Source organism: Chryseolinea soli, from assembly GCF_003589925.1.
Lineage (GTDB): Bacteria > Bacteroidota > Bacteroidia > Cytophagales > Cyclobacteriaceae > Chryseolinea > Chryseolinea soli.
Genome location: NZ_CP032382.1, coordinates 5,585,740 through 5,604,444, shown reverse-complemented (window position 1 = coordinate 5,604,444; position 18,705 = coordinate 5,585,740). Strand labels below are relative to the sequence as shown.

Sequence of the window (18,705 nt, the reverse complement as noted above, 5' to 3'; positions counted from 1 at the left end):
ATAGCACTCATTTGTAAGTCTTGGAATTACTGTAAAAAAAGAAAGGGGTAAATTATTTCAACGACACGAAATTCACCGGCACGCCGGGCACGAGGCGCAGCAAGTTGCTGGTGATGACGGTATCGCCTTGATGCAGACCTGAAAGAATTTCCACCGATGCAGCACTGCGCTGACCGATTTGTACAGGCACCAGGGTGACCGTATTCTTCCGTGCTACATATAAGTTATAACCTTGCGAAGAAGGCATCAGCGCTTGGGACGAAACCGTCAGCGCAGCACCCGATGTATTCAGGGAAAGGTTTAATCTTGCACTCTGGCCGGGCAACAATACGTGACCAGGGTTAGCAGCGACGGCGCGAACACGCAACGTGCGTGTGGCTTCATCCAGGCTGGACTCGCGTGCTACGACACGAGCCGTATGTTCCTTTTCATCGGACGTGATGGTGAACGTTTGCTCGCTGCCTTCCACAATGATGCGGCTGTATTTTTCAGGCACGGAGAACTCCACTTTCACAACGCTGTTGTCTTCGATACTCGTAAGCAATGTATTCACCGACACAATGGCGCCCGTGTGGATGTTGATCATCCCAACCTGGCCGTCGAACGGTGCCACGATGCGGGTTTTGCTGATGGTGACTTCCAGTTCCTGGATTTGGGCGTCGAGCACTTTCAGGTTGGTCAACGCTTCGTCGTAGTCTTGTTGAATCACGGCATCGTGATCGATGAGGTCTTTCAAACGCTTTTCATTCAATTGGGCCAGTTTTTGTTGCTGATGGAAACGTTCCAGCTGCGCTTGCAGGTCGGCATCGTCCAATTGGAACAGCAACGTACCTTGTTTTACCAAGCTACCTTCCTTCACGTTGACACGAATGACTTTGCGCGTAAGCTCACTCACCAGGTCCACATGCTGATTGGCAATCAGCGTACCGGTTACTTCCAGCGATTCTTTTACCACGCCAGGTTGAATGACCACGGCGTCGACCGGCGTACCGACGGGGATGGATTTGGATGGAGCAGCGGCCTTATTTTCGGCAGCCTGCGAAGTGCATCCGGCCAAAATTGCCGAAACAAAAACGAATCCCAGCAACGACCAGACACCGGCAATGCGATGACGATTGTATGTACTTTTCATGATGACTTAAATAAATTATTTGGAATGGTTGATATCTGAATAAAAAAAATGAACAGCCTATGGCTTCTTCCCGTCAACACGACGTGACGGGCATTCGGTGACTACAATGGAGGTGGGGAGCGTTTTTGTGTTTCATGGCAAACTTGTTTTAGGTTGAATAAAAATCTTTGCATTGATATATTTAAATATTTCTATAAATCGTAGTACGTAAGTTTTAGTTCCAGGGTTATAAAAATTCGAAAATTTTTCCCCGGGCATGGAGAACAAGCGCCGCCCTACAACGATTGCGTCCGTTTGTCCTTGCCTATAAGGTTCACGCTAAACCACAGAAACTCAACTCTTTTAACGAATTGACGTATTTAAATAAATAAATATTTAATTTTGACCGAAACAGAGGCTTATGAATCCCAAGAAAGCTGAAAAAATCGCGAAAGCGCTCGCTGATCCCAACCGTTTACTGATCCTGCAAGAGATCAAAAAGCAAGACGACTGTCTGTATTGCACCGATATCATGGACATCATCGACTTGAAACAGCCTTCGATATGTCACCATATTAAGCAGCTCACGGATAATGATCTCATTTTAGCAGAGAAGGAAGGAAGGAATTTGAAGTATCGGTTGAACGAGGAGGTTCTGGATGAGTTTATTGATTTTTTGGGGGGATTGAAGAAAGAGGAGACTAATTCGAGGAGCCAGAAGCCAGGAGCCAGGAGCCAGGAGTTGGAATTCAGAATTTAGTAGCCAGGCGCTAATATTTCTGCCATCAGCCGTCTGAATGGTTTGTTAGGAGTGTCATCAGCAATCTGATCGGCACGACGTTGTCTAATCTAAGACGTTGTCTACTCTAAATCGATATACATAACCAACAGCAAAGCCCTCGAATGCGAAGTGCTTGCAACCCACTACCGACATCTTCTGACTATTAGCTACTGACTACTGGCTACTGGCTACTGACTACTGAATGCTCAAAGTTTCAATATCTGCGAAGCATGCCCCTTGGTATCCACCTTATCAATAACACTCGTAATCACCCCGTTCTCGTCAATGAGAAACGTCGTCCGGGCTGTGCCCATGAATTTTTTTCCGTCCCGTTCTTTTTCCACCCAGACTCCGTATTTCTGATTGATGGACTTGTCCTTGTCGGCCACTAGCGAGAACGGGAGGTTGTATTTCTTTTGGAATTCTTTGTGTGAAAGCTCATCGTCGGTGCTCACGCCCAGCACGACATAGCCGGCGTCGCCCAGTTCGGCGATGTTGTCGCGGAGGTTGCAGGCTTCTTCGGTGCAGCCGGGGGTTTGGTCTTTCGGGTAGAAGTAGAGAACCACTTTCTTGCCTTTGTAGGTGGAGAGCGTGATGGTTTTGTTATCCTGGTCGGTGGCGGTGAAGTCGGGGGCTTTGTCGCCGGCTTTCAATTTGGTTTGGGCAAAATTGGTGAGCGTCATAAGGCTGAATAAAATGAGGGTTGCAATTTTTGTTTTCATAGCGGTGTTCCGTTTGGGTGAGTGAAGATACGACGTTTTCCCAGCAAGACACAGCGCCACAAATCCACTTTGCGCCTCTCTTTGCGTCTTTGCGCCTTTGCGGTAAAAAAATTGCAGCCCTACTTCAAGCTGAAGGTCTCCCCCGCCAGGTAAATGTTCATCACAATCCCCTTGGCACTCAACTTACCTCCCTTTTCTATCTTGGACCGTTTCGGATTTTCAAACACAATCACCTGCGAGTCTCCCACCACTTCGGCGGTGTTGCCCGACACGAGAATAGCTGTCGCTTCATCAATGCCAATCCCTTTGGCTTCAGGAAATTCAATGATCGCGCTGATCAGCCGGTTATAGCGGCTTCTCTTTACAAAGTGCTGATCGATGATGGCGTTTTCGATAAAGCCCAAACCGGGTTTGGTTTCAATGTTGGCAGGTTCGATGTTGCGGAACGTGGAAGCATAGTCGGGGTGCTTCAGTTCGTTGCCGGTGATCATGATCTTGCTCATGACCGCCGCGCCGGCGCTGGTGCCGCCGACCAGGCTTCCTTTGTTGTAGGCGTCATGGATGGCTTTCTCAATGTCCGTACCCTGCACCACACCCATGAACCGGACCTGGTCGCCACCGGAAATATAAATGAGTTTTGCATTCCTCACCGAATCCAGTTTTTGGGCGCTGTAGGTTTCTCCCTTGCGGAAGATGACACCATACACCGTCCGTATGCCCTGCTTGATGAATTGCTGATTGGCATAGTACACCGCAGAGTCGGGATCCTCGCTTGACATGGGGAGGATGATGCCGTAACCGCCTTGTTGGAGACCGGCCTCTTTGATGATGCGGTCGACCATGGCATCGGAACGCGATCCGCCGCCGATGATAAAGAGTTTTCCTTTCGGGGGTTTGGCTTGTGGGAAGGCTGCGGTAACCACACCAAGACCGATGCATAAACAAACAAAAATTTTTCTCATACCCATGTGCTTAAAGAAGAAATGTTCACGCCCAAAAGCTTTCGCCGGGGCATGAACATTTCAAACAGGTTTCTTCATTTATTTTTTCTTTCCAATCGCGAGGCCCTGAGGGCTTCCCGTGGTGGCGAGCCAAAGTTCAGGCGATGAGCCATCGAGGTTGGCGCGCATGATCTTGTGGTTGCCGCGGTCAACCCAATAAATTTTCTCGCCATCGCCATCGTATGCCAAGCCGTACACCACTTTCGATATCGTCGTGGCCAGCGTGGCGACGCCGGTGCCGTCCAGGTTTGCGCTGCGCAATTGAATATCGCCTGACGCGACGTAATCATCGAAATAGATCTTGTTGTCCACCACGATGACGGCACCGCCTCCACCGGTGGTCACGATGGATTTCTCGCCCGTGCCGTTCAGGTTCTTGGTCCACACATTGCCATCGTAGTTATTCCAGAACAGGGCTTTGGTCACCGGGTCGATCGCGATACCTTCCGGGTCATTGGCTTGTCCCGTCACGAAATCCTCGAACTCACTGACATCGTCTACGCCCAGCTTGGCGCGACGAATGCCGCTGGAGGTATCCCAGTAGAGCATTTTAGCATCGTAGTCAATCACCACCGCATCGGGCTCGCCGATGTTGGAGCGAAAGACCTTCATGTTTTTGCCATCAAGGTCCGACACGAGAATGTTCTTGCCGTTGAAGTCGGCAACGTACAGTTTATTGTTCGCCGTATCCACTACCATGCCATACGAATCCAGCGTGGTGACGCCGATCGACGTGGGTACGGGTGCGCCACTGTTGATCAGGGCGGTGTATACGGTGGTGCCATCGTCTGCATAGAACAGCGGAACGCCGGTGGCGTTGGGATCTTTCACCACGATGGTCTGGCTCACGTCGTTGATTTCCAGCGACCCGGAGGTTACCACCACGAGGTTTACCTGGTAAGCACCGGGTGCTTTAAACTCGTGCACCGGGCTGGCTTCGGTCGAGGACGTGCCATCGCCAAAATTCCACGTATAGGCTACCGTTCCGGCGCGCTCGGGAACGATGGAAGTATTCGTAAACGCGACGGTGGCCGGGGCAAACGCATCGTTGTCGATCGTGAAGGTGAACTTTGGCACCGTGCTGGCCGGCGGCACGGGAAAGCTGTCGTCGGAGCAACTGTTTGTCGCTGCGAGACCCATCGCGATTAGAAATGTATAGAGTATCTTCTTCATGCGTCGTAGCTTATTTTCTTAAGAATATTCCCCGCGGACTTGCCAATCCCGACTTCAATGTCACCTGGTTGGCACCATCCAGGTCGGCTTCCTCGATCGTACCCGAGTCTCTTCCCGACCAATACAATTTATCTTTTTCCGAGTCGATGGCCATACCGTAAATGCGGGTGCCATTATCATCCACCATCTCTACGTTGCTACCATCCAGGTTGGCCCGCTTCAGTTGCGCGTCGTTCTGTTCATCGAAGTAGATCTTGTCGTGTTCAGTGTCCACCAGGATCGCATAGCCGTACACGCCGGAAAGGATCGGCGTGGCGTTGCCGCCATCCAGGTCGGACATGTAGAGATCTTCGTTGTTCACTTCATAGAAATACATTTTGCTGTTTTTCAGATCGAGGGCTACGGCGCGAAATTGCGCACTGGCCATCGTCACGATATCTTCCTTGTCACTGCCGTCCAGGTTGGCTCTCGAAACGTGTCCGTCGCCGTTGGCGTCTTCTTCGTCTACCCAATAGATTTTTCCACCGGCCACATCCAGGGCGATGCCATAGGGTTCAACCAGCCCTGTGGCAATGGGGGTCAATTCTGTGCCGTCCAGGTTTACGCTCCAGATCTTTCCTTCGTCGGTGGCATTGAAGTCGCTGAAGTAGATCTTGCCATGAACGTCGTCATAGGCGAGACCTACACCGGCCATTCCGGCCACATCGAGGAAATTGGTCACCGTTCCCGATCCATCCAAGGCCAGCTTCTTGATCAGTTCATTGCTTATTTCCGAAAAGTAAATTTCCGAAACAGCTGCTTTTACCGTGATCTGTTTTTCATAGGTCGTGGACCCCTCCGTGCTGGTTGCTTTCAAGGTCACTTTATACGTTCCGGCTTTCAGATAGGTGAAGGTCGGATTCTCCGCTGTGGAAGTAGAACCGGCCGCGTTGCCAAATGACCACAAGTAGGAAGTGGCGCCTTTGGAAGCGTTTGTGAATTGAACTGGGGTGAGCGCCACCAGATCGTCCTCCGTTTCCACTGTGAAGAGCGACGTCGGCACCACGGTGATGGTGAGGTTGGAAATCGTCGATCCCCCCTCCCCGGTGCTCACCAGGCTCACCAGGTAGGTACCCGAGGTTTGGTAGGACTTCTTTGGCGAGACTTCCTTCGATGTCGTGCCATCGCCAAAGCTCCATTTGAAAGCGGTAGCATTTTCCGAGTTGTTTGTGAATTGGATGCTCTCGTCCACTTGCGCGGTGGACTTATCGGCCGTGAACGTGGCCGCAGCCTGGGGCACGGCATCGTCGTCGTCTTTACAGGAAAGCACGCTGGCAAACATCAGGAAGAGCGCGAGGTATGCGTATATTTTTGATTTCATATGCTATGTTATTTTTTCAGGTTCAGTTTATCAATAGCCGGGATTTTGCGTCATGCCGGGGTTTGTGTTGGTCAAGATCTCCGATAAAGGAATGGGCCAAAGGGTTTGGTTCACGTTGTTCACGCTCAACAAAACCTCTACGGCTCTTCCGGTGCGCACCAGGTCAAACCACCGGTGGCCTTCGAAAGCGAACTCCACTCTTCTCTCCTTTTCGATGGCCCGCAGCAGATCGGCAAATGACGAAGCCGATGTGTCGGGCAGCTTGGCCCGGGTCCTGATCACGTTGATGTCACCCTGTATGTTGCTGACATTTCCTTGCAGCTCAGCTTCCGCTTCCGCGCGGATGAGATACATTTCTGCCAACCGCAGGATGATGACGTTGTCGGCCCCAAGACTCAGATCGTCATACTTGATGGGATAGGCCAACGTTCCCGCGAAAGCAATCGAGCCCGCGAAGCGCTCATCGCCCGTTTCATAGGCTGCCAAAATAGAGGCTGTCGGCGCCACTTCCCTTCTTCCATTCAGTGTTTTGGGAAAATTGTATTCCGCGATACGGTTCCGGTTGAGTTCCGTGAAGTCGATCTCGAAAATCGATTCGGCCGATTCATCCGTAAATACGTCCGCATAGTCCAAGAGGTCGTATCCGCCATTTGTGATCACGTCGGTGGCTTTTGTCTTCGCATTGGCATAGTCGCCTTTGTAGAGATACACGCGTGCCAGCAAGGCGGTGGCGGCATATTTTGATGCACGCACTTTCGTGCCGCCCGCCGCCAGGTTCTGTTCTGCAAACGTCAGGTCGGCGATGATCTGGTCGTAGACCTTTGCTACAGGATCGCGCGCCACATCCAACCCCGTCGCGCCTGTTGTGGGCTCGGTCTTGACCGGAATGGCGCCAAACCAATTCACCAGGCTGAAGTGATTGAAAGCCCGGATAAAATACAACTCGCCCAACGCCTGGTTCTTTTCGGCGTCGGTCATGTCGGTCATCTCGGGAACTTTAGCGATGATGTTGTTGGCGATGTTTATGCCTTCGTAACCCCCGGACCAGATATCGGCGATACCTGCATTCTCCGGTAACACGACGTTGTTATCGATTTGCGTATAGCTGGCTGCCGTTCCATCCACGGGTTGTTCGAGGTTATCGGCGGCGAGATCGGAAAAGATAATGTAGGACCGGCCATAGTAGCCCAGTTCCTGAAACGATGTGTAGGCACCCAGGATCCCTTTCTCAATTCCTTTTTTATCCTTGATCGCTTTTTCTTCGGGCACCGCGCTTTGCGAGTCTACGTTGAGCACATCGCATGAAGCCAGCGGCAATAGTATCGTGATGAGTATAAGTAGCTTTTTCATGCGTCAAAATTTAAGATTAAGACCAAACGTGATGGCACGGGCTTGTGGGAAAGTAAAGAAGTCTGTTCCCACCACCGTGATGTCATTGCCGCTGTAGTTCACCTCGGGATCCAGTCCGTTGTATTTGGTGAACGTGAAGAGGTTCTGTGCGCTGGCATAAATGCGCAAACTGGAGAGCATGACCTTATCCGAGAATTTGCTCCGCAACGTATAGCCTATCGTAACATTCTTCACTCGCAAATACGATCCATCCTCGATAAAGCGCGACGATACGCGCACGTTGTTTGCGGCCGCAACCGGATCGGATGTGGCGCGGGGAATGTCGGTGATGTCACCCGGTTTTTTCCACCGGCGCAAGACGGCGGTGGTTTGGTTATCGCCGCGTTGTAACGATTCCAGGTACAGGCGTGAACCATTGAAAACGTCGTTGCCATACGACCATTGCAGGAAAATGCTGAGGTCAAAATTCTTGTAGTTGAACGTGTTGGTAAAGCCACCGATGAATTTCGGATTGGGATTACCGACCACGGTACGGTCATCGGTTGTGATCTCTCCGTCGTGATTGGTGTCGGCAAAAACGATATCGCCGGTAGAGGGATCTACTCCCAGGGATTTGAGATCATAAAAAACACCGATGGGTTGTCCTTCCATAATGCGGTTTCCACCACGGCCGGCATCATCCAGCGGTTGACCTCCATAAAGCTTGGTCACTTTATTCCGGTTTGCAGAGACATTCAACCGCGAAGTCCATTGCAGATCGCCGAAGCGATTGTTGTAGCCGAGGCTGATCTCGATTCCCTTGTTCTCCAAAGCACCCACGTTTTGATACGCGCCGGGAAATCCCGACGTGGGTGGCACGGGTCTGGATTGCAAGAGGTCTTTGGTCTGTTTGTTATAATAATCGAAGGACAGCGTCACCCTGTCTTCGAACAAACCAGCGTCTACGCCCACATCAAACTGGGCAGTGCTTTCCCATTTCAGGTCTGGGTTGGGGATTTGGTTGGGGTATATGGCAGGCGCACCGTGATACGACGCGGTGCCATACATGGCCTGGTACGAAAAGGGCGTCAGGTCTTCATTACCCAACAGTCCGTAACTCGCGCGCAATTTCAACTCCGAAACCACCGACAGGTTGTCTTTTATAAAATCTTCTTCCGCCATGCGCCACGCTACAGAAGCTGCGGGGAAGAAACCATTCTTGTGGTTTGGGCCAAAGTTGGACGAGCCATCAATTCTTCCCGACAACGACACCATGTAACGGCCGTTGTAGTTATAGTTTATGCGGCTAAAATACGAACGCAACCCGTGGTCCAGCGCGCTGGCGGTAACATCCACTTTTGTGGCGGCCGAGTTGATGTATTGCAGGTTCTCGTCCGCATAGTCCTGACCGCGCATGTAGGAGTTGCGCGTCTCTCTTTTTTCAAAACTATAACCCACCACCGCATCGAGGTTGTGCTGGCCGAACGATGTCTCATACCGCAGCATGTTGTTGCTGACGATGTTGAGCACGTTGGTATAGGTCTCGAAACCAAGACCGTTATATTTCTGTCCCTGCACGGTGTTGAACTCGAACGCGTGTTCGCGAAGGTTATAGAAATCGACACCCCACTTCGAGGACACCGTCAACCCGGGAAGGATGCGGTAGTCGGCAAATACGTTGCCCAGGGTGCGATAGGTGAAGTTCTCGTTGGTTGCTTCGTTCGCGATGGAGACGGCGTTGGAATAGGGGCCGCTTTGGTTATACGTGCCGTCCGCGTTATAGACCGAAATCACCGCAGGTGTAGAGATACCGTTGGGGAGAGGGCCATGCAACGAGGCGTCACCTTCCACACGGTTGGATTTGGAATACGTGAGGCCTATGCTCGTGCCCACGTTCAGGCGGTCGGTCACTTTATGATCGACATTGATCCGGGCGTTGACCCGTTTGAAGGCCGTACCGATGAGGATACCATCCTGATCAAAATAATTTCCAGAGATAAAGAATTTAGTCCGGTCGTTGCCACCGGTGGTTGACAGCTCATAGTTTGACATGGGCGCCGTGCGGAAGATCTCCTTCTGCCAGTCCACGTCGACTCCTGTGTCGGGGAGCTCCACGCCGGTAAGATCCTTGCGATAGTCTCTCCATTGCGCGGCATTGAGCATGTCGAGCCGGTTCCAAACTTGTTGAAAGCCTTTGTACATATTGAAGTTCACGGTCGACTTGCCCGTCTTCCCACGCTTGGTCGTAATGAGCACAACCCCATTGGAAGCGCGCGCACCATACACGGCAGACGCTGCGGCGTCTTTCAACACACTCAAGGATTCAATATCGTTTGGGTTCAAATCCGACAACGCGTTGATCCCCTGACCTTCGTAGCCGATCTGAGCATAGTCGCCCGTGATGATCGGAATACCGTCGATAACATAAAGGGGTTGCCCCGATCCGCTCAGCGACGTATTTCCGCGAATGCGAACCGACATGGCGCCACCGGGTGTACCCGAGTTCTGGCTCACTTGTACGCCCGTGGTTTGTCCTTGCAACACACCATCGACGGTGGGCACCGGAAGATCTTTGATCGCGTCTGATTTCACCACACCAACGGCTTCGGTCATCAATCGCTTCTGCTCGGTTCCGTACCCCACGACCACCACTTCCGAGAGTTGCCGGATATCCGATTGCATGGCCACGTCGATCACCTCGCGCGAGCCCACGGTAGTTTCCTGCGGCAACATGCCGATGAATGTAAACACCAGGATATCGTTCGGATCGGCGGCAATCGTATACTGACCATCCGAATCCGTCACGGTGCCCCTAGGGGTACCTTTTACCACCACGTTTACCCCGGGTTGGCCCGTGCCGTCGTCCGCACTGGTCACCTTGCCGTGAACCGTGCGTTGCTGGGCCAGGGAGCACCAGGATAAAAATGAAAAAATTAAAAACAGTAGCGTTTTCCTCATAAGCATCGGGGGTTTAATGAACCGTTATTGTTGTAGTTGTTTATTGTTATCTATTCCTTAAAAGTCTAAAAGACAATGAAGCCGTTCTTATCGTTGCTTGATCACTTTCATAGAAGAAATTTCTTTCCCGTTGTCGATCCGGAGCAGATATACACCATCCGGAAAACCGGATAGGTCGACGGCCTGCTCCAGGCTGCCGCCATGCTGTTCGAGTAATGTCCTGCCCACAATGTCCACAATGGAAAGCTCCAGATTCCGGGAAGCGGAAATGTCCCGCGACAAATTAAATATACCACTTGATGACGGATTAGGAAACACCTGAAGCGCGGAAAGCCCGAATTCATTGTCCACCCCAACCACAGGATATTCGAATGCGTAGGGCGCATCCGTCGACGGAACGGGAACACCGGCATCCAACACGGCGTTGCCATTCAGTAGCACATATTGCATGGAAGCAAATCCGGCATAGTCGCGCGCCGGGCCACCAGCGTTCACGGGTTGTGATGCCAACGCTGCTCCTGTACTGCGATTCATCAGTATTAATACGGATCGATCGCCCATGGCCTTGAAATGGTTGCGCCCATTTTGTTGATAGAATTTGACATAATTTTTTTTGTTGAGATAAATGCCATAGCGTGCACTATCGGCCACTACTGCATAAGAGACCGCCGCCGTCGTATTCTCATAGTAATCCGTCGTGGCGGGGTCGAAAGTATTGGCCATGATGACCGACGTTGGCAAAAGCCGCAGGCCCTTCTGATAGGAAAGCCTGCCGTAATACGCGGCATATCCATCGGTGCGGTGATTGGTGGTGAACGAGTGTCCGGCATACCGGCTGTCTTCCCCGGCAAAGGCGACGACCATCCCATTCCTGCGCAGGTGACGGTTTAGCAGTGTTCCGGTAGGGCCCGCCGAGAGGAAATTGAACAACAGGCCGTTGTCGTTCTCTACGAACAATATCTTTTTTGACCGGCGGATGATATTCCGCAAGGCCATCTGGCTGATGTCGTTGGACGCCGCCGCGGTCTCCACCAGCGTTGCGCCTCCACCCAAGTCCTTTATTTTTTGAATAAACGTTTTGCCTTTTCCCGGGGCGGTTACGACCACCACGGTGTCGTGAAGTTGTCCGTTCTCTTTCACCAGGAAATTCAAAAGGTCGTTGTTCTCGCTCACCTCGCCGCCGCCGCTGAGGGCCACGGCATAATTTCCCGTTTCATCGCTAGGCTGGGGTGAGACAACGTCGGTCGGGCCCTCCAGAATTTCGAATGTGGTCAGGTCGATCCGGTGGCCGTGCAGAAGCTGGATGGCGTGAATAGAGTCGGCCACGGGCATTTCATCTTTAAACGCCGTGTAGGCTGATCCGTTGTAGATCGATACCGTCCCAGTTCCGAACACCTCGGCTTTTCTATCCGGGTCGATGCAAAGGGCCGTGCGGTCGTCCACACCAAGGCCCGTGATCAACTCGTGTTTGTTGAGATACCACTGTGCCAGGAAGGGTAACAGGCGGCCTATACGCCCGCGCTCGGTAAAATGAGAGTCGAAAAGAAAACCGGGAAGGAACGCCAGGAAGTCGTTTGCCAGCGTGACGTTCTTATTATAGAGATTGGCCAGCGTTTCGTCCGGGTAGGCGGATCCATTTTCGGCGGTATACATCACCCCGGATAAAATGGCCATCCCAGCCGATGTACCCGACATCACCCCGCCCGCATGGAACTTGTCGATGGCGGCCTGCATGGTCTTTGTGTTTTTGAACTGGGTATAATAGATGGATTGATCTCCGCCTTTGAAAAAGAAGGCGTCGTAGGTCATCAAGAGATCATAGGTGCTTTGGAGATCGGCAACGGTACGGCTATCGATCTTTATATTGGTGGCTTCCGCGGCGCCGAGCGATACAAAATAGTCGGGAATGAAATTATCTTCGTCAGCATAGCTGATCACGGCCACCTTTTTGTTGGCGGCATGATCAACGACCCAGCGATAGGGCGCGTCGCTCCATCCGCCCTCACTCTCCGACCCGCCGCCGATGAGGACCAGCTTGCCTTGCGCGGCGAGTGAAATGGGCAGACATAATAATACAATGACAGTGATCCGGTAAAATCCCCGCATAGGCTCCAATTACACATGCATAATAGGTATTACCCCTGTGTGAGCAAAGTATTAATTATACAATAGGTTTTAAATCAGGTGGCGTGGTCACCGTTTTTTTGAAGTGTCCTATATCGAACATTCTGATGGGAAGACGTTCCGTTCATGAACTTTTAAACAGCACACCCAGTTTATCGCAGATACAACCCACAGCATGCACGGCGTTAACGTTGCGTCGCCGCAGTCAAAAATATTTTATCCATGAAAGAAATAAAGATCCTCGCGATTGTCGGAAGCCTTCGGGCAACTTCTTCCAACCACATCGTCGTGAAGCACCTGGCACGGCTTGTGCCCAGCGACATCGACTTTCAAGTATATGATGGCCTGGGAAAGTTGCCACTCTTCGACGACAGCGAAATAACACCGCCCGCCGTACAAGATCTGCGCGATCAACTCAAAGCTGCGGATGGCGTTCTCATCTGCACGCCGGAGTATGCGTTCGGTGTGCCGGGTGCGTTGAAAAATGCATTGGATTGGACCGTATCGTCCGCCGAACTGATGAACAAGCCCGTGGCGCTGATCACGGCCTCGACAGGCGGCGAGAAAGCACACGCCGCGTTACTCTACACCCTCGAAGCCCTGTCGGCGCGCGTGGCCGACGATGCCCGTTTGCTGATCTCTTTTATTCGCGCAAGGCTGAAGAACGGTGAGGTCGCGGATGCGGATACCTTGCGGGCACTCACTTCGGTATTAACCGCCATCATCCGCGAGGCGAAACTTTACAAAGCCGAAGCGCTCTCGTTACACGACTGAGAGAATTCAGGAGCCAGAATTCAGGAGCCAGAATCCAGGAGCCAGCCTTTCGTGCGTTTATGGCTTTGCTGCGCGAAGCACCACCGACCACTCCGGGCCGGAGAATACCTTATACTTCTCTGAAAAATTTCCCAGGTTAATGCCCAGCGAGAAGTTCAGCAGGCTGTTGAGATACCCCAAGGGCTCCCCTTCTTTGACACCGGAAAATGTATTTACAAAGGGCACTTTACCTTCGTACACCAGGCGCTTGTCGTTATAGATCTCCACCCCTACGGATCCCCCTTTTTTTACACCCAACTTTTCAAACGTCGCGCCGTCGATGTTGGTCCAGACGTTGCCGTATTGAATGTCCAGCACGGGAATGTTGCCGCGGATCTCTCCGTTTGCAAAAACCGGTTTCTGATAGGCCATCCGCACCACGTCGCTGTTCAACTTGGGACCAACTTCCTCGAAGGTGATCACCCCGGCCGCTAATCGTGCGCCCGTGTAGGCGTATACGTCACGTCCGTGGAAGGTGTAGGATTGGTTGCTGTTCTTCAGCCGGTTCCTGGCCTCGTCGATCTCCCGCAGTTCTTCGATGCCGAGCGACTCGGCCACCAACGTTAGCGTGCCGTTGTCGGGGGTGACCACGAAGTGGCCGGTCTTGGTTTTTAACACCACCGACTTACGGTCCGACCCAACCCCGGGATCGACGATGGAAACAAACACGGTGCCCTTCGGCCAATACGGCGCGGCCTGGTTGAGCCGGTAGGCGGCCTCCCAAATGTTATAGGCCGGGATCTCGTGGGTAAGATCGAAGATCCGCAGGTCGTCGGAAACGGAAATGGCCACGCCTTTCATAGCGCCCACGGCCCCGTCTTTCAGACCAAAATCGGATTGAAAAACCAGTGGCCGGTGCTGCCCTAACGCGAGTGAGCCTGCGAAAAGAAAGCCGGTGAGAAACAGAAAATTCAGTGCACGCATGTTCCTGGAAAATTTATGTTAGGTCTATGGCAAAAATAGCAGAATTAATAAAGTATCGAAGGCGCCTGCAAGGGACGGCACGAGGCTTTTGCGTATCTTTGTAGCTTGATCATTTTAAGATATCATGATTGCTGCTAATAACGTATCCCTCCAGTTTGGAAAACGGGTTCTCTTCGACGAAGTCAACATCAAATTCACGCCCGGCAACTGCTACGGCGTGATCGGCGCAAACGGTGCCGGCAAATCCACCTTCCTGAAAATCCTCGCCGGCGACGTAGACCCGACGCGCGGAAACATCAGCATCGAGCCCGGCAAACGGATGGCCGTGTTGCGTCAGAACCACTACGAGTTCGACGAAGTGCCCGTGCTCGACACGGTGATGATGGGCCACAGCAAACTGTGGAGCGTCATGAAGGAAAAAGACGCCATCTACGAAAAACCCGATTTCTCGGAAGCCGATGGCATGCGGGCATCGGACCTTGAAGCCGAGTTTGCCGAAATGAACGGATGGAATGCGCAGTCCGACGCTGCCGCGTTGTTGAGCGGCCTGGGCATCGGCGAGGAAGATCATTACAAGCTCGTGAAAGAGCTCGCCGGTAACCAGAAAGTTCGCGTCCTCCTGGCGCAAGCCATCTTTGGCAACCCCGACATCCTCATCCTCGATGAGCCTACCAACGACTTGGATATTCACACCATCACCTGGTTGGAGGATTTCCTGCTTGAATTCAAGAACACCGTGATCGTCGTATCGCACGACCGTCACTTTTTGGATACCGTCTGTACCCACATCGTCGACATCGACTTCAGTGCCATCAAGTTGTACACCGGTAACTATACGTTCTGGTACCAGTCCAGCCAGTTGGCATTGTCGCAGCGTTCGTCGGCCAATAAGAAGGCGGAAGAAAAGAAGAAGGAGTTGCAGGAGTTCATTGCCCGCTTCAGCGCCAATGCCTCCAAATCGCGCCAGGCGACCAGCCGCCGCAAGCTGTTGGAGAAGATCAACGTGGACGACATCCAGCCGTCTACGCGCCGCTACCCGGCCATCATCTACCAGCAAAAACGAACCGCGGGCGACCAGATCCTCCACATCGAAAACCTGACCTACTCCACGGCCGATACCGTGCTGTTCAAGAACCTCGACCTCTACGTCAACAAAGGCGACAAGATCGCGTTCCTCAGCAAAGACAGCCTGGCCATAACCTCGCTATTCCAGATCCTGAACAACGAGCTGAAGCCCACCACCGGCGAGTTCAAGTTCGGACAGACCATCACCACCGCCTACCTGCCCGGCAACAACGAGAAGTTCTTCCAATCGGACGATAACCTGATCGATTGGCTGCGCCAGTTTGCTGAAGAAGAGAATAAGGATGAGGTGTATGTGCGGGGTTTCCTGGGCAAGATGCTTTTCTCGGGAGAAGAGGTTTTCAAAAAATGCAATGTGCTCTCGGGAGGCGAGAAAGTGCGCTGCATGATCTCCCGGATGATGCTCGCCGGCGGCAACCTGTTGATGCTGGACGAGCCCACCAACCACCTCGACCTGGAGTCCATCACCGCGTTCAACAACGCGCTGAAAGATTTCCCCGGCACGGTCCTGTTCACGTCGCATGACCACGAGTTCACACAAACCGTAGCCAACCGCATCGTGGAGATCACCCCGAACGGCTTCATCGACAAGCTGATGTCGTACGACGAGTACATCACCAGCGAAAAAGTATCGGAACAAAAAGAGCTACTGTACGCATAACGCACAGTAGCTCACGTCCTAACCTTTTCACCTTCTTTAATTTACAGAGGAAGTCTCTTCGCCTATTCGCACGTAATAGTATTTCATATTGTCGGCGTGCTTACCCTGGGTAGACTTTTCATTTTTGCGCTGGAGGATCATGTTGTCGTCTTGCAGCGTGATCTTGTATTCGGTGATCAATTTGGGCGAATCCTTACCTTTACCCGGGTTCACATGGCTTTCCAGGTACAGCGAGGACTGGTTTTCGTTGAGACGATACGAACCGCTGTCGAGCGCCGTGCCATGGTTCACATAGGTGCCGTCGGACCGGAAAGCAATCCATTGACCCGACGTGGGGTTCTTCGCCACCTCCTGGGTACCGGACATGATCTTGGCGATCTTCCAGGATCCGCGGATGGCTTCAATGGTTTTGGGTGGAACCTTTTTAGCATCCTGCGCCAGCAGCGCTGTGCTAAAAAGTATTCCCAAAACCAGGGCATACATACATTTCTTGACGAGCATAAAGTTTATCGTTTAGTTGGGCTGAAGTGCCGACCATCCAAAGCCAGGTCAGCGCTTCCTTCGCTCTGCGGCGTGAGGCTGGCAGCATCATTTTTCCGCAGGAAGTCAATGAAGAAGCGTGAAAAATCATGCCGCCCGTCTGCAGCTTAAAATGAAGCTTTTAACCCGGTTTGGTGGGGAGAAATAATCACACTTTTGCGCGTAACTTTTCCCCAACGGTTCGTGTTCAGGTCTGGAAAGATTTTTTTCTTTTCCGATCGATAAAATAAAAACAGGATGCTGCACGACATCCTTAATGTCATTTCACAACGCCACCTATGTCCGAACCTAAAGCAAAATCCAAAATCACCATAGCCCATGTTTTCAAGACGATCATCTGGCCCCGGAAGAACCTGCTCTTCGTCGGCCTGCTCCTGATCGTGATCAGCCGACTGTCCAGCCTGGTCCTGCCCTACGCCAGTAAGTCGCTGGTAGACGATGTGATCACGAAAGGTGATCTTCGAATGCTCAAGCTGCTCGTCGTCGGCGTGGTAGCCTCCATTGCCATACAAGCCGTTACATCCTATCTGCTCACCCAATTGTTGAGCGTCGAAGCCCAGCGTCTCATCTCCGTGCTGCGTGCCCAAGTGCAAAAACAATTGCTCCGGCTGCCCATTCGTTTCTTCGACAACAACAAGTCCGGCGCCCTCGTATCGCGTGTGATGAACGACGTGGAAGGCGTGCGCAACCTGGTGGGCACCGGGTTGGTTCAACTCGTTGGCGGCCTTTTCACGGCCGTGATCGCCCTTTATTTTCTTATCAAGATCAGCCCCCTCATGACGCTCTATGTGCTGGTGCCCGTGATCGTGTTTGGTCTCATTGCCCTGAAAGCCTTTGCCTACATCCGGCCCATCTTCCGGGAGCGCAGCAAGCTGAACGCCGAGGTAACCGGCCGGCTCACGGAGACGCTCAGCGGTGTGCGGGTGATCAAGGGGTTCAATGCGGAGGCACAAGAGATCAAGACCTTTGAAGACGGCGTGACCCGTCTTTTTCAGAACGTACGGAAGAGCCTCACCTCCACCAGCCTGGTCACCAGCTCAGCCACCTTGCTGCTGGGATTGGCCAGCACGGGGATCATGGGGATCGGCGGCTGGATGATCATCAAAGGTGAAATGACCTTGGGTGATTTTCTCTCGTTCACGTTGTTCCTGGGCTTTATGATCGCCCCCATCGTGCAGATGAGCAACATCGGCAGCCAACTCACCGAAGCTTTTGCCGGACTGGACCGCACCGAAGAACTGATGAACATGGCCCCCGAAGATGACGGGACGGTGCGCACGATCGAAGCCAAACGCATCGACGGCGACATCATTTTTAACAACATTTCTTTCGCCTATGAAGCCGGTAAACCCGTGCTGAACGACATCAGCTTTCATGCCCCCGCGGGGAGCGTGACGGCGCTGGTGGGCACCTCCGGCTCGGGGAAGACGACCATTGCCGGGTTGGCCGCCAGCTTCATTTCCCCCGACAGCGGCACCATCACCGTCGACGGCCTGGACCTCTCGCGCGTGTCGCTGAACAGCTACCGCAGTCAGCTTGGGGTGGTCCTTCAGGACGACTTTTTGTTCGAGGGCACCATTCGTCAGAACATTCTTTTCCCCCGGCCACAGGCCTCCGAAGAGGCACTGCAGAGCGCGGTGCGGGCAGCCTATGTACAGGAGTTCACCGATCGATTCGAGAAAGGGCTGGACACGGTGATCGGCGAACGCGGCGTGAAGCTCTCCGGCGGCCAGCGTCAACGCATTGCCATCGCCCGCGCCATCCTGGCCGACCCACGGGTGCTGATCCTGGATGAGGCCACCTCCAACCTCGACACCGAGAGCGAAACGTTCATCCAGCAGAGCCTGCGAAGCCTCATGCAGGGACGCACCACCTTCGTGATCGCCCACCGGCTGAGCACCATCCGGCAGGCCGACCAGATCCTGGTAGTCGAGCACGGTGCCATTGCCGAGCGGGGCCGGCACGAGGAATTGATCGCGAAGAAGGGCCGCTATTTCGAATTGTATACCTACCAGGCACGCATCTGACCGAGTGAAATTTCTCGCGCGAGACACCTCGTTTCGAGTGCTCCGATGCCCCTCATCAGAGGGAAAAATGTGAAGGATACAACTCCCCCTGTACACCC

Annotated in this window: 14 protein-coding genes; 4 read left to right on the top strand and 10 right to left on the bottom strand. The window is 52.8% G+C overall.

Translation table 11 applies throughout. The features are described 5' to 3' along the window. Positions 1-52: 52 nt before the first annotated feature. The gene (locus tag D4L85_RS23620; RefSeq protein WP_119756629.1) at positions 53-1,132 is read right to left on the bottom strand and encodes an efflux RND transporter periplasmic adaptor subunit; all 1,080 of its coding nucleotides are present in this window, start codon (positions 1,130-1,132) and stop codon (positions 53-55) included. A gap of 400 nt (positions 1,133-1,532) precedes the next feature. Here D4L85_RS23620 and D4L85_RS23615 point away from each other — a divergent pair, with 400 nt between their 5' ends. Next, positions 1,533-1,871 carry an ArsR/SmtB family transcription factor gene (locus tag D4L85_RS23615; RefSeq protein WP_119756628.1) on the top strand — a complete coding sequence of 113 codons (339 nt, stop codon included), beginning with the start codon at positions 1,533-1,535 and terminating at the stop codon, positions 1,869-1,871. 227 nt (positions 1,872-2,098) lie between these two features. Here D4L85_RS23615 and bcp read toward each other — a convergent pair whose 3' ends face one another. The 7 genes from bcp to D4L85_RS23580 form a co-directional block, all read right to left on the bottom strand. Beyond that, positions 2,099-2,575 carry a thioredoxin-dependent thiol peroxidase gene (bcp, locus tag D4L85_RS23610; protein ID WP_119756627.1) on the bottom strand — a complete coding sequence of 159 codons (477 nt, stop codon included), beginning with the start codon at positions 2,573-2,575 and terminating at the stop codon, positions 2,099-2,101. Positions 2,576-2,733: 158 nt separating this feature from the next. Further along, on the bottom strand, positions 2,734-3,576 hold the full coding sequence (locus D4L85_RS23605; protein ID WP_119756626.1) for a cyanophycinase: 843 nt from the start codon (positions 3,574-3,576) through the stop codon (positions 2,734-2,736). 78 nt (positions 3,577-3,654) lie between these two features. Then, entirely contained in the window at positions 3,655-4,788 is a 1,134-nt protein-coding gene (locus tag D4L85_RS23600; protein ID WP_228450599.1) for a PKD domain-containing protein, read from the bottom strand. Positions 4,789-4,798: 10 nt separating this feature from the next. Continuing rightward, a complete protein-coding gene (locus D4L85_RS23595; protein WP_119756624.1) occupies positions 4,799-6,148 on the bottom strand; it encodes a PKD domain-containing protein in 1,350 nt (449 codons plus the stop codon). A 30-nt stretch (positions 6,149-6,178) separates the two neighbouring features. Beyond that, the gene (locus tag D4L85_RS23590) at positions 6,179-7,498 is read right to left on the bottom strand and encodes a RagB/SusD family nutrient uptake outer membrane protein (RefSeq protein ID WP_119756623.1); all 1,320 of its coding nucleotides are present in this window, start codon (positions 7,496-7,498) and stop codon (positions 6,179-6,181) included. Positions 7,499-7,501: 3 nt separating this feature from the next. After that, positions 7,502-10,435, bottom strand: coding sequence for a SusC/RagA family TonB-linked outer membrane protein (locus D4L85_RS23585; protein WP_228450598.1), 2,934 nt, complete (start codon positions 10,433-10,435; stop codon positions 7,502-7,504). Between the two features lie 87 nt (positions 10,436-10,522). Next, positions 10,523-12,541 carry a T9SS type A sorting domain-containing protein gene (locus D4L85_RS23580; protein WP_119756621.1) on the bottom strand — a complete coding sequence of 673 codons (2,019 nt, stop codon included), beginning with the start codon at positions 12,539-12,541 and terminating at the stop codon, positions 10,523-10,525. A gap of 240 nt (positions 12,542-12,781) precedes the next feature. Between D4L85_RS23580 and D4L85_RS23575 the strand changes: the two genes are divergently transcribed. Next, positions 12,782-13,333 (top strand): NADPH-dependent FMN reductase, encoded by a 552-nt coding sequence (locus D4L85_RS23575; RefSeq protein ID WP_119756620.1) that lies wholly within the window; start codon positions 12,782-12,784, stop codon positions 13,331-13,333. Between the two features lie 57 nt (positions 13,334-13,390). On the opposite strand, the gene D4L85_RS23570 is transcribed toward D4L85_RS23575, so the two are convergent. Next, complete coding sequence (locus tag D4L85_RS23570) at positions 13,391-14,296, bottom strand: SAM hydrolase/SAM-dependent halogenase family protein (protein WP_119756619.1); 906 nt, start codon at positions 14,294-14,296, stop codon at positions 13,391-13,393. 124 nt (positions 14,297-14,420) lie between these two features. On the opposite strand from D4L85_RS23570, the gene D4L85_RS23565 reads away from it, so the two are divergent. After that, the gene (locus D4L85_RS23565; protein WP_119756618.1) at positions 14,421-16,040 is read left to right on the top strand and encodes an ABC-F family ATP-binding cassette domain-containing protein; all 1,620 of its coding nucleotides are present in this window, start codon (positions 14,421-14,423) and stop codon (positions 16,038-16,040) included. Positions 16,041-16,076: 36 nt separating this feature from the next. Here D4L85_RS23565 and D4L85_RS23560 read toward each other — a convergent pair whose 3' ends face one another. Beyond that, positions 16,077-16,541: a hypothetical protein gene (locus D4L85_RS23560; protein ID WP_160143948.1), complete on the bottom strand. Its 465-nt coding sequence runs from the start codon at positions 16,539-16,541 to the stop codon at positions 16,077-16,079. 317 nt (positions 16,542-16,858) lie between these two features. Between D4L85_RS23560 and D4L85_RS23555 the strand changes: the two genes are divergently transcribed. After that, positions 16,859-18,607: an ABC transporter ATP-binding protein gene (locus D4L85_RS23555; protein WP_119756616.1), complete on the top strand. Its 1,749-nt coding sequence runs from the start codon at positions 16,859-16,861 to the stop codon at positions 18,605-18,607. The last annotated feature ends 98 nt before the right edge of the window (positions 18,608-18,705 follow it).